The 12,888-nt window shown below is 50.7% G+C and carries 10 protein-coding genes; 2 read left to right on the forward strand and 8 right to left on the reverse strand.

Annotated features, from left to right (window positions below; genetic code table 11):
• Nucleotides 1-54: 54 nt before the first annotated feature.
• Nucleotides 55-3,705 carry a DNA polymerase III subunit alpha gene (gene dnaE / locus DFER_RS02105; RefSeq protein ID WP_012780044.1) on the forward strand — a complete coding sequence of 1,217 codons (3,651 nt, stop codon included), beginning with the start codon at nucleotides 55-57 and terminating at the stop codon, nucleotides 3,703-3,705.
• 85 nt (nucleotides 3,706-3,790) lie between these two features.
• Nucleotides 3,791-4,123, forward strand: coding sequence for a thioredoxin (gene trxA / locus DFER_RS02110; RefSeq protein WP_012780045.1), 333 nt, complete (start codon nucleotides 3,791-3,793; stop codon nucleotides 4,121-4,123).
• Between the two features lie 543 nt (nucleotides 4,124-4,666).
• On the opposite strand, the gene DFER_RS02120 is transcribed toward trxA, so the two are convergent.
• From DFER_RS02120 to DFER_RS02155, 8 genes are all read right to left on the reverse strand, one after another.
• Nucleotides 4,667-5,359: a DUF8737 domain-containing protein gene (locus DFER_RS02120; RefSeq protein WP_012780047.1), complete on the reverse strand. Its 693-nt coding sequence runs from the start codon at nucleotides 5,357-5,359 to the stop codon at nucleotides 4,667-4,669.
• A 182-nt stretch (nucleotides 5,360-5,541) separates the two neighbouring features.
• On the reverse strand, nucleotides 5,542-6,078 hold the full coding sequence (locus DFER_RS02125) for a Crp/Fnr family transcriptional regulator (protein WP_229206151.1): 537 nt from the start codon (nucleotides 6,076-6,078) through the stop codon (nucleotides 5,542-5,544).
• Nucleotides 6,079-6,130: 52 nt separating this feature from the next.
• Nucleotides 6,131-7,009 carry an aldose 1-epimerase family protein gene (locus tag DFER_RS02130; protein WP_012780049.1) on the reverse strand — a complete coding sequence of 293 codons (879 nt, stop codon included), beginning with the start codon at nucleotides 7,007-7,009 and terminating at the stop codon, nucleotides 6,131-6,133.
• Between the two features lie 5 nt (nucleotides 7,010-7,014).
• Complete coding sequence (locus DFER_RS02135; protein WP_012780050.1) at nucleotides 7,015-8,226, reverse strand: aspartate aminotransferase family protein; 1,212 nt, start codon at nucleotides 8,224-8,226, stop codon at nucleotides 7,015-7,017.
• 1 nt (nucleotide 8,227) lies between these two features.
• The gene (locus DFER_RS02140) at nucleotides 8,228-9,421 is read right to left on the reverse strand and encodes a hypothetical protein (protein ID WP_012780051.1); all 1,194 of its coding nucleotides are present in this window, start codon (nucleotides 9,419-9,421) and stop codon (nucleotides 8,228-8,230) included.
• On the reverse strand, nucleotides 9,414-10,256 hold the full coding sequence (locus DFER_RS02145) for a type 1 glutamine amidotransferase (RefSeq protein ID WP_012780052.1): 843 nt from the start codon (nucleotides 10,254-10,256) through the stop codon (nucleotides 9,414-9,416). Before DFER_RS02145 ends, DFER_RS02140 begins: the two co-directional genes overlap by 8 nt.
• Before the next feature lie 125 nt (nucleotides 10,257-10,381).
• A complete protein-coding gene (locus DFER_RS02150) occupies nucleotides 10,382-11,479 on the reverse strand; it encodes a carboxylate-amine ligase (RefSeq protein WP_012780053.1) in 1,098 nt (365 codons plus the stop codon).
• A gap of 28 nt (nucleotides 11,480-11,507) precedes the next feature.
• Nucleotides 11,508-12,866, reverse strand: coding sequence for an ATP-grasp domain-containing protein (locus DFER_RS02155; RefSeq protein ID WP_012780054.1), 1,359 nt, complete (start codon nucleotides 12,864-12,866; stop codon nucleotides 11,508-11,510).
• Between the last annotated feature and the right edge of the window lie 22 nt (nucleotides 12,867-12,888).

Raw genomic sequence — 12,888 nt, forward strand, 5'->3', positions numbered from 1 at the left:
GCAACGCTGACCCGGACGCGATTACCCTGCAATACCCATTACAACCCATTTAATATGCAATTTTCCCATTTGCACTGTCACACGCAGTTCTCGCTGCTCGATGGTGCTGCCGATATCAAAAAGCTGTTCAAAAAGGCCAAGGAGGACAATATGCCCGCCGTCGCCATCACCGACCATGGCAATATGTTCGGGGTGTTCGAGTTTGTGGCCGAGGGGAACAAGCAGGGCATTAAGCCGATCGTCGGTTGCGAGTTTTATGTAGTGGAAGACCGGCACGTGCGGCAGTTTACCAAGGACAAAAAGGATGTTAGGCACCATCAGCTGCTGCTGGCGAAGGATGAGATCGGGTACAAAAACCTGGTGAAAATGTGCTCGCTGGGCTTTATCGAGGGAATGTATGGAAAGTACCCTCGGATCGATAAGGATCTGATCGTGCAATACCACAAGGGGCTTATTGCCACGACTTGCTGTATCGGTGCCATTATTCCGAAGACGATCATCCGCCAGGGCGAGGAGGCTGCCGAACGCGAATTCAAATGGTGGCTGGATTTGTTCGGCGATGATTTTTATGTGGAATTGCAGCGGCACGACATTCGCGATCAGTACATTGTGAATGAGGTGCTTATCAAGTTTGCACGCAAGTATAATGTGAAGATCATCTGCTCGAACGACTCGCATTATGTCGATCGCGACGATTGGAATGCGCATGATATCTTGCTCTGTATCAACACCGGCGACAAGCAGAGCACGCCATCGGCCAAGGATTTTGACGATGAGAAGGGTATTCCAAAAGGCTCGCGCTTCGCATTCTATAACGACCAGTTTTATTTCAAAAAAACCAGCGAAATGCTGCAACTGTTCAACGACCTGCCCGAGTCGCTGGACAATACCAACGAGATCGTAGACAAAATCAAAACGCTCGATCTACGCAAAGACATTCTGCTCCCCAACTTCCCGATTCCCGACGAGTTCAAGACGCATACATTGTCGGAAATGGTAGGGAAAAAGGAGCTCACCGCCGACGTTTTGAACCAATGGGAATACCTGAGGCACCTTACGTTCGAGGGAGCGCGGAAAAAATACGACGTGGTAACGCCGGAAATCGAAGAGCGGCTCAACTTTGAGCTGCAAACGATCCGTAACATGGGTTTTCCCGGCTACTTCCTTATTGTGGCCGATTTTATTGATGCTGGCCGCAAAATGGGCGTTTTCATCGGTCCGGGCCGTGGTTCGGCCGCGGGCTCGGCAGTGGCTTACGCGATCGGGATCACCAACATCGACCCCGTCAAGTACGATCTCCTTTTTGAGCGTTTCCTCAATCCCGACCGTATCTCCATGCCCGATATCGATACCGACTTCGACGACGATGGGCGTCAGAAGGTGATTGATTATGTGGTGAAAAAATACGGCTACAACCAGGTGGCGCAGATCGTGACTTACGGTACCATGGCCGCCAAATCGGCGATCAAGGACGTGGCGCGCGTTATGGACCTGCCATTGCCGGACGCCAACATGCTCGCCAAGCTGGTTCCCGACAAGCCGACGTACAACATGACGCTCAACCGCATTTTCACAGCGCCGTTGGAAGGCGAGGGCAGTCTTATGAAAAAAGAAGGCATTTCGCCCGACGAGTTGGAAAACGTGAAGCGGATGCGTGCCATTGCTGTGGGTAATGATTTGCAAGCCAGTGTTTTACAGGAAGCAAGGAGGTTGGAAGGAACCGTGCGCAACACCGGTATCCACGCCGCAGGTATCATCATCGCACCGAGCGATTTGACGGAAATTATCCCGGTAAGTACCTCCAAGGACTCCGATTTTCTGATCACCCAATATCAGGGGAAAATTATCGAGGATGCAGGCGTAATCAAGATGGACTTCTTGGGCCTTCGAAACCTTTCGATCATTAAGGAGGCCCTCAGGATGATTAAGAACAACTACGGGCATGACATTGTGATTGACGACGTGCCGCTCGACGACCCGAAGGTTTTCGAACTTTTCCAGCGCGGCGAGACGAACGCGATCTTCCAGTTCGAATCCGACGGGATGAAGAAGTACATGCGCGACCTCATCCCCGACCGTTTTGAGCACCTCATCGCGATGAACGCATTGTACCGTCCCGGTCCGATTGCCTACATTCCGAACTTCATCCGCCGGAAAAACGGGCAGGAGGAGGTAACCTACGATTTGCCTGAACTGGAAGAGTATCTGGCTGATACTTATGGTATTACAGTGTACCAGGAGCAGGTGATGCTTTTGTCGCAGAAACTGGCAGGTTTCACCAAAGGCCAGGCGGATACACTGCGGAAGGCGATGGGTAAAAAGCAGATCGAGACGCTGAACAAGCTCAAAGGCGACTTCATGAAAGGCGGTACCGAAAAGGGCCTCGACGCAAAGAAGCTGGAAAAAATATGGACCGACTGGGAAGCATTTGCGTCATACGCATTCAACAAATCCCACTCGACATGCTACGCATTTGTTGCTTATCAAACGGCTTACCTGAAAGCGCATTACCCGGCAGAATATATGGCGGCGGTATTGACCAGTTCGCTGGGCAGTATCGATAAGATCACGTTCTTCATGGAGGAATGTAAAAACCTCAGTTTGCCGGTTCTGGGGCCGGATATCAATGAATCGGAACGGCAGTTCAGCGTTAACAAAAAAGGCGAGATCCGTTTCGGGCTTGCGGGCGTAAAGGGCAGCGGCGACGCGGCGGTAGAATCCATCATTGAGGAGCGCGCGAAAGGCGGCCCGTTCAAAGATGTTTTTGATTTTATGACCCGGGTTAACCTCCGTACCGTCAACAAGAAGACACTGGAAAGCCTGGCGTACGCGGGTGCATTCGACTGCTTCACCGACTATCACCGTGCCCAATATTTCACAGCTGAACAGGGGGAAAACGGCACGTTCATTGAAAAGCTGATCCGCTACGCCAACAATTACCATGCGGAAAAGTCGTCGGCGCAGGCGTCGCTCTTTGGAATGCTCGGCGATAGCGGTTCCACGCTGGCCAAGCCCAAAGCAGCAGACATTGGTCCGTGGGACGACTTGGCAAAACTGCGTTACGAGCAGGAGGTAGTAGGTTTCTACATCTCAGGTCACCCGCTGGACACATTCCGTGCGGAACTCGATAACTTCTGCAACTGCACGCTCGACAAGGTGATGGAAATCAATGAGGGTGAACGCGCGCCGAAGTATTATGGCAAAGACATTAATGTGGCGGGGATTGTCACGAGTGCGCAGGAACGGATGTCGAAAAACGGCAGCTTGTTCATGATTTTCAAGATAGAAGATTACCAGGGCGCGATGGAAATGCTGATCGGCGGGGAGGATTATATCCGTTTCAAAAATTACCTGCAAGTAGGTCAATTTCTGTACATTAAAGGAAAAGTCCAGAACCGCTGGAAGCAGGAAGACCAGTTTGAATTCAAGATTTCGCAAATCCAGCTCCTGCCTGAGATCATGGAGAAAATGTGCAGGAAAATCAAGATCAACCTTACGCTGGATCAAATCGACGCACAGTTCATTCATGTGCTCAACGAAACCTTCGGAAGCTACCCCGGCGGGTGCCAGGTAAGCATGACGGTAAAGGACCCCGAGACGCACCTGGAAGTCGAAATGTTATCGCGCGGTTACCGTGTAGCGCCTAGTAATGAGCTGTTTAAGGTGCTCAGGGGCTTCCACGGCGTGAAATTCTCCTTAAACTAATTTGTAATCATTTAAATCTGGAACTTTTAGATAGTAATAATCCTTATTAACCCAGATTGATAAATAACATTTAGACACTTAAAACATGGGAAAAGCACTTGAAATTACCGATAGCACCTTTGATGAACTGATCCAGGGCGAAAAACCAGTACTTGTTGACTTCTGGGCTGAGTGGTGCGGACCTTGTAAGATGATCGGACCAGTTGTAGAGCAACTCGCCGGCGAATACGAAGGCAAGGCTGTTATCGGTAAAATGGACGTGGATATGAACTCGTCGGTACCTGCAAAATTTGGTATCCGCAGTATCCCAACGCTAATGATCTTCAAAGGCGGCCAGTTGGTAGATAAAGTAGTAGGCGTTGTTCCCAAAACAACCCTTGAAGATAAATTGAATGCTCAAATCGAAGCGACCGTTTGATAATCGCTGATTTGTGAAAGAGTGAGAGGCCCCGGTGACGGGGCCTTTTTTGTTTGTATGCTGTCAAAGTCCCATTTTTCATCAACCTAAACATTTCACATGAAGGCGATTTACGTAATTGTTGAAAGAAATGAGGATCTATTTTGTGCCTGTGCTGACAATGTTCACAAAATATTCGGCTGCGGTGAGACCATGCAGGAAGTAAAGCAATCGATTTTCGAATGCATTGAAATTGTGAAGTCATTCGATGACAAGAACATACCGGCCGGACTCAAAAGGGAATACGAGCTTGTCTGGAAATTTGCACAGGTTGGGTAGTGATCTGTTAGCGATTGAGCTCTGATTGCCAGCATCCTGTCAAGGTGCGATTGGTTGTTACATGCCTGACGGCATTTCGCGCAAGTCGGGTATTGCGGCGTTGCTACCAGTATTACATGCCTAACGGCATTGATGGCTCTAATTTGACGGATACCGGGCGTTAGCAGTCGGGAGCCAAGTCGCGTAGCGACGTAACAATGGTAGCGAATCGGACGTACGCCACCTCTAACGTAAATCCCGTAGGGATATAACAACACCGCAGGATAATTTCAAAATAGCCGCAACATGCGAGAACAGCACCGCAGGCACAATGAATGCCGGTAGCAAAACGTACGGCGCTTTCAACACCCCTACATTAGGCCGATCGAATGCGAATTGCTGAAACGGGGTAGGCGCGGAGAGAATGGCGCGGACTACGATGTTGAGCAGCGAACCGAGGCAAACGATGTTCCACACGAGCAAACCACTGTTGCCTACAAGCCCCTTTCGATAAGCCAACCAAACCAATGGAGCGGTGATGCCGGAAAGGATATCCGGATTACTGCCTTCAAATGTCATCAGTTTGGGAATTTCCCCCATTTGAAATAGAAAAAGCAGCACCAGCTCTACCGCAATGCGAACGGTATGGAGCAAGCTCAGGTATTTCAATGAGCTGTTGGTAACTAACATACGACGCTGGAGAAGTGACAGGTACACAATTAAAAATAGAGGCGGCCCGATCGCCAGGGCAAAATGCGGAGGCATACTGGTAGTATTGAGGTAAAAGCCGTTGGCGCTCAGCAGGATTTGCAGCGGCATCCAAGCAAGTAGCAGAAACCACAGGAATTTCGGAGCGTCGATGGCGCGGTAAAGTATGGTCCAGGTAACGATGACGGTTACGATAAACAATGTAGGGAGGATAAATGCAGTGTTAGTCATAGCGATGATTGATTTTTGACACGAATTAAACCAATCATCCGACGAAGAATCTTGCCAAATGACAACCAATGGTAACCTCCTGCGATGAATGTCCAAGCCTCAACTATCAACGACCATATATGACCACACATGACTACCAATGACCAGGCGTGACCATAGATGACCATCAACGCCCGCACCGACTATTTCCCCGAAATTTCCTTTCGAATCCGGCTTAGGGAGGTATCGGTAATGCCGAGGTAGGAGGCGATGGTGCGGAGCGGGGCGTGCTGAAAGATGTCCGGGCTGCTTTGAAGTAGCTGCAAATACCGGGTTTCAGCGGTTTCAGTGATGGTCGAGAGCATGCGGGATTTGAGATTGGAGAATCCCCGGACGAGGATGCTCCTTCCGAATTCGCGGAATTCCGGTAATGCGTGAAACAGCTCGTTGAGCGTCGCGTACGTGATCGCGATGCCCGCACAATGCGTAAGCGCCTGTATGTTCTCGCGCGAGGGAACGCGGTGGAAAAACGAAGTTATCTCAAAAACAACCTGTTGCGGGCCATGGAAGCTGGTCGTAATATCGTTGCCGTCGGGATCTGTGGCGAACGACCGCATATATCCTTCGGTCAGAAAAACGTATTCGTTGGAAATGGCGCCCTCTTTCAGCAGAAAATCGCCCCTCTTAATTTGCAGCGGGTAGAACCGTTCCGAAACTTCCGACGCCATTTTAACTGACATCGGATAGGCTTTTGTGATAAAATCAAGCAGTTTCAACTGTTCTGGCGACAGGTTACTCATTGATTTCTATTGCAAAACTTGCCTCAAACGTACCGCCCGCTTCCAGTTTTAAAATCCCTTCCTTCGTCTCAAAATTCTGGTCCGAATCCGCATTGTCCGCAATGCCGAGCCACGGCTCTATACATACGAAATGGCCGCCTGGCTTTGCCCAAATGCCGAGGTAGGGGAAATCTTTATAGTAAACAGTGACTACCTGCCCCGATTTCGTGCTTCTCAAACTGACTTGTTTTGAAATCAAATGCTTGAAAATCAGTGCATCGTTGTCGAAGAGATGGGTGTTCAGGTGCAGCACGTTGGTATGTTCCAAAACCGGCCTTGTGGTCTTGCTTACAAGTCCGTTCTTTTCTAAAAGCCAGGTCGAGTCGTTTTCGATGGCTTCGAATTCAAGGTAATAGTCCTCGTAAACTTCATCCTCATGCAGCGGGCATTTGAATGCCGGGTGACCGCCAAGGGAGAAGAGCATTTCTGAATCGCCGTGGTTGAGCACTTTGTGATCTACGACAATGCGCTTGCCTTCCAGCCGGTAGGTAATTTGAAATTCAAATTCAAACGGGTAAATGGCAAGCGTTTCTTCGCTGTATTTTAAAGTAAATGTAAGACTGTCAGTCGTTTGGTTAGTCAGCTTTACATTGGCGTTGTTGCGGACCATCCCGTGGCGCGGTACCGGATATTCATTGCCTTTGTATTTTACAAAACCATCCTTGATGGCCCCGATAACCGGAAAAAGCACCGGTGCATAACTGGACCAAACCGATGGCTCGGCGTTCCAGAGGAAATCCTTGCCCGTAACGGTCGATTGGATCTGGCAGAGTTCGGCGCCGGTTTCCTGTACGGCAATTTTCAAATGGTCGTTTTGAATGGAATAGTTCATATGATTCAAGAATTCAGGACATTGATAATGGTCGCACATGCTTCGCGGATCTGCTCTTCGGTTATGGTCAGCGGTGGGGCAATGCGCATGGAATTATCGCAAAAAAGGAACCAGTCGGTAACGACGCCGAGTTCAATGCATCGGTCGATGGTCGCTTTCAGCTTGTCGAACGATTCCATTTCCGCCGCAAGCATAAGGCCCTTTCCCCGTATTTCCTTGATTTCGGGATGAATCAGCAGGGATTTGAATAGTTCACCCTTTTGGATTGCTCCTTCGGGAAGGCGCTCATCGATGGTTACATTCAAAGCAGCCAGCGATGCCGCGCAGCTCACCGGGTGCCCGCCAAAAGTGGTGATATGGCCAAGTATTGGGTTGGTTTTCAGTACCTTCATCACCTCCTGGGAAGCCATGAAAGCCCCGATCGGCATGCCGCCGCCCATTCCTTTTGCACTCAGCAAAATGTCCGGGTAAATTCCATGTTGCTCGAATGCCCAAAAGCTTCCCGTCCGGCCGAAGCCAGTTTGAATTTCATCTAAAATGAGCAAAGTGCCTGTCTTGGTGCATTTCCGGCGCAATGCCACTAAGTAGTCCGCATCCGGCACACGAACGCCCGATTCTCCGCCGATCACCTCGATGATCACAGCGGCAGTTTCGGTGGTAATTTTTTCTAAATCAGGTAAATAGCCGTGACGAATGTGCTTCACGCCCGGTAGCAGCGGCCGGAAGTTTCGTTTGAAAAACTCCGCACCAGCCAGGCTCAATGCGCCCTGCGTAGCGCCATGGTAGGCATTGTAGCAGGAAATAAATTCCCGCCTTTTGGTAAATCGTTTAGCCAGTTTCATAGCTCCTTCCACCGCTTCGGTGCCCGAATTAGTGAAATACACATTGTCGATCAGGCCGAAAGGCGAGGGGTGGGCGGCATTCAGTTTCAGGGTGTCGGCTAATGCTTTTGCAAGTTGTACCTGCGCGCTTTGCACGTATTCGCCGTACACGAGCAGGTGCATGTGCTTGTCGAGCTGCTTATGAATGGCTTCAAGCACTTTCGGGTGCCGGTGGCCGACGTTGCTCACGCCGATGCCGGAAATAAGGTCCATGTACGATTTACCGTCCGGACCGTACATATAAACGCCCTCCGCTCTTTCAATTTCGAGTGCAAGGGGAAAATCGGAAGTCTGCGCCAGATGGTCGAAAAAGTGCTGGCGATGTGAAATATGCATTCTATTGTTCAAAAAAACTGGCACTGCCGCCTACCCAGGTAAAATCCTTGTTGTACCGTACCCCGATCATTTCCCCGCGGCTCAACCGGCTGAGGCTGATCAGCAATTCGGGCTTTTCGGCATCGTCGGGCCAGCCGTACATCATGCGGATCTCGCATTTCACAAGGCCGTCGGGCGCCCGGATCACGGGTTCGTAGGCGACTTTTCGTTGCAAGATATAATTTTCCGGGTCGGGAATGGCGTCCAGATCCGCTTTTGTAATGTGCAGTTGCACGCCCGAGCCCGCGAAAGAGAACAGGGGTTTCAACACGTAATTTGAAAGATCGTCAGGGAAATTGCCTTCATAATCGCTCAGAAAACGCGTTTCAGGCACAAATTCTCCATTCAATAAAGGCAAAGCAAACTTACTGATCCTGAAAAACCAATTGGGATGTCCCACCCATTGCACGTCAATGTCGTCGGTGAAATGGTAGCTGGTTTGCAGGTCGGGGTAGTTGAGCAGGTCGTCGAAAATAAGCCGGTTGTAAATGCGTTTGACGCGGATTTTCCGACCATCTTTTTCATAAAACAGCTGCGTTCCCTCGCGGATCAGTTTCGTGTAGCAAACTGCCTGAATGCCCAGCATTTGCTCCGTGACGGCGAAATCAATGCGCGTTTTTTGATTTTCCGGATATATTTCAAGCAAAATCACATGCTCGGGCTGCTCACTGCCAAGGATCAATGCTTTCAGTTTAGCCACATATTCATCCAAAGTACGGGTGCCAAACAGATATGCAAAATTGGACTGGACGTCAAAATATTTCCCGAAAGACTCGGACAGAAAAGCCTGATACCCGAAAATGGAAGGAAAGCCTTGAAGTTCAATAAGTTGTGGAATGAGTTCGCCCGCAGCATTACGACAAATGGCGTAGTCAATGGCCAAAAAAGAGGTATGTGCATTCTCGCCCGGCACATGCTGGCTGGCAGGCACGGCGCGATCGGTTTTAGCCCGGAAATCGGGAGAAAGTAATGTGCCGATTATTTCGTCGGATGCCCACAAGATCTTCTTTTTCAAATCTTTGGGTATGAAAACGGGCGTTTCTGCTACCCTGAAATCCAGCTGTCCGGGAAACGCCGAACCCAGCGATTCTACGAATTCCTCGTATCCTTTCTCCGTAAAGGAGCGGTTGAACGCTTCCCGGGCTTGCTTATGCATAGGCTGGCTGCAACGTTTTGGTAAATGCGTTTTTCAAAAATGCCGGAATAACCACCGTCTCGGTCATTGAAATTTTGTCCGGGTCGTTCAAATGCTCGATCATATCGCTGTATTTCTGCTCGCCGTGCGCCTTCACAATCGCCACCTTCTTGTCTTCATCCAAAAAGTAACGGAGCATTCCTTCGGCATCGGCCTCCGGATGAAATTGGGTACCTACGATTTCGTTCGAGAAGCGGACGGCCATGACAGCGCGTTCCAGCGGCACATGCGGACGGATTTTTTCGAGACAAAGCAGCTTCGCGCCCATCGCATCAAACGCAAACCGGTTGGGCTGCGTGACCTGGAAATCGCGCGAATCCACGATCCAGAAAGGGTCGGCCAATGCATTCAGCAGCGGATCTTTGCGGCCGGCTGAGGTTTTGTGCACCGGAAAAGTGCCGAACGAAGTCTTCCGCCGCTTGCTCACCGCCGCCAGCTCCCAGTGAATGCAGGCCATTTGAAACGAGTGGCAAATCAGGAACAAATGCTTTTTGATACGGTTTTGCCGCTTCGCATTGTAAGCTAATATCTTATCCAGAAATCCGAAAAAGCGCTTTTCCCATGCCTCGCCAACCGGTGCCGGATTGCCGGGTCCGCCGGTAGAAATGTAGGCGTCGAAGTCCATTCCCGGTATTTCCAGCTTTTGTCTTACATCAAAAACAGTGAATTCAACGGGCACGTTTTCATGCTCTCCGAATGCGGAAATGATCTTTTTGATGCATCGCATTCCCTCGTTGGGGTGGCCGTTGTACATGTCCAGGATCGCGATCCGGAAATGTTTTTCATGAGTAGTCATTACAATTTGTGGCCGGTCGGTGTCAATGAAATCAGCCTTTAAGTTAGAGAATCGGGTAACCTATTTTTAACAAAACTCTTCCTGATAAGTTCGGGTTTTGGGCTAAAAGTTTGATTTAATTCTAACTACAACCCGATTTTAGTCTCCGAAACGATATAATCTACCACTGCATTCAAACAGCCGGTTTGCTCGAAAACGGCTAGCTGGCGGTCGGCGCCGGTGCCCATTTCGAGGATCTGGTGGATGTATCCGATCTCCTTCCGGCTGCCCAGCTCGTCCACCACGTCATCGATAAACGCGAGCAGTTCGTGTATCAGAATGCGATATTCCACTTCCTCCTGCTTACCGAAGTCGATCAGCTTGCTGTGGATGCCGTACCGCGCCGCGCGCCACTTGTTTTCGTTGATGAGCATGCGGCGGTAAGGGCGGAAACTGAGGTTCTGGCTGTGAAGTTTGTGGATTTTGGCCACGAGTGCCTGCATGATCGCGGCGAGGCAGATCGTCTCGTCCGTGCGCATCGGCACGTCGCACATGCGGAATTCGATGGTGTTGAAAAACGGGTGCAGGCGGATATCCCACCAGATTTTCTTGCCATTATCAATGCATTTCGTCTTGATGAGCAGTTCCACATACTCGTCATATTCCGCCGCACTGGAAAAGTAATCGGGAATGCCGGTCCTGGGAAATTTATCGAAAACTTTCGAACGGTATGATTTGAAGCCCGTATTGCGCCCGCACCAGAACGGCGAGTTGGTCGATAGCGCGTAAATGTGCGGCAGAAAATACCGCACGGCGTTCATGATCTGGATTCCCTCGTTCCGGTTTTCGATGCCCACGTGCACGTGCAGCCCGAAAATGAGGTTTCCGCGGGCCACGTCGCGCATTTCGTCGATGATCTGATCGTACCGCGGGTCGTCGGTAATGAGCTGGTCCACCCAGTCGGCGAAGGGGTGCGTGCCGGCGGCGGCCACTTGCAGGTCCTGCTTTTCGGCCAGGTCCAGGATCATTTGGCGCAGGTAGGTTACTTCCTCCCGCGCCTCCTGGATGTTGTGGCAGATATTCGTCCCCACTTCCACCACCGCCTGGTGCATTTCCGCCTTCACGCGCTCCTTTAACGTTATTTGCCCGTCTTCCACCAGCTTTGACATATGCGACCGCAGGTTTCTCGTAACGGGGTCGATCGTCTGAAATTCCTCTTCAATTCCCAGGGTGAATAATGCCATAATGTGAAAACGGCTGAATGACAGTGGATCAGGATTTCTTCAATTTCGAATTTTTGGCAGGTGCTTTCGTCGCTGCGGCCCTGGTGGTGGGCACCTTCGGTTCGGCCGGCTCTGCCACAGCAATTGGCTCGGTTACAATCGCTCCGAGCGACTTGGCCGGTTTTTTAGGTGGAACGGCCTTTACTTTCACTTCAGTGGCTGATGGTGTCGTTTCGGGTGCTTTTGCGCGTTTCTCAGTTGTTGCCTGGGGCGCTTTTGCAGGTTCCGTGGGTGTTGCTTTGGGCGCCTTTGGGGGCTTCACCGGTGGTGCTTCGGGTGTTTTGGCAGGTTTCGCCAAAGTTGCTTTTGGTGCTTTCGAGGGTGCCGCTTTGGCTTTTGTCGGTTCCGCTGGCTTGGCAGGAGCCGGTGCGCTGGCTGCCGCGGGCGATGCCGGAACGCCATTGACCGCCTGGTTCACGAATGTGCCCCAGGTGAGGTTAATTTGTCCGGGGATATGCGTTTTTGCGCGTTCAATGGCCATATTGGCCGCGGCTTCAACTACCCATTCAAAATTATCGCGGCCTACGGAGTAAATGTCGGCGTCCGGCGCGGGGTTGCAGAAGTCTATCGCGTACGGAATGCCGTCGCGCACGGCAAATTCGACGGTGTTGAAGTCGTAGCCCAGCGCTATGTTCAGTTTTAAGGTATAATCCTTAATTGTTTCAAGGAGTTTTTCACGCTCTTCGCCCTGGGCTTTCAAATCGGCCGCATAGCGCAAATGGTGCGGGTTACGCGGCTCGTAAGGCATTACCAGCACGTCTTTTTGGCCAATGCAGTAGCAGCGCACGTAGTCGTCGAACACGATTTCTTCCTGCAACATCATCACCAGCTGCCCGGTTTCTTCATGTTTGATCCACATATCCTGCGGGTTCACCACCCTGTAAACGCTCTTCCAGCCGCCGCCGTCGTGCGGTTTCATGTAGGCAGGGAAGCCCACGTATTGAAATATTTCCTCCCAGGCCATCGGGAAGGCCAGGTTGCGGAACGAGGTTTCGCTGGTGTTGGTCGGGCGTTGTTTAGAAGGCAGCAGGGCGGTTTTGGGTACGGGTATGCCCAGCTTTTCTGCCAATGCATTATTGAAAAACTTCTCGTCGGCGCTCCACCAGAACGGGTTGTTGATCACCGCTGTGCCCGCCAATGCGGCATTTTTCAGATAGGAGCGGTAAAACGGTACGTCCTGTGAAATGCGGTCGATGATCACCGCGTATTCGTTGGCCTCGGCCTGTATCACTTTATCGATGGTGACGGCCTCTGCCACAATGCCGTCCACACCTTTGCTGTTGATTCTTTCGATAAATGCATTCGGAAAAGTATTTTCCATTCCGAACAGGATTCCAATCTTTTTCATATAGGTTTTGAGTTGTGTTCTG

Origin of the sequence: Dyadobacter fermentans DSM 18053 (assembly GCF_000023125.1) — a bacterium.
Classification (GTDB): Bacteria; Bacteroidota; Bacteroidia; order Cytophagales; family Spirosomataceae; genus Dyadobacter; species Dyadobacter fermentans.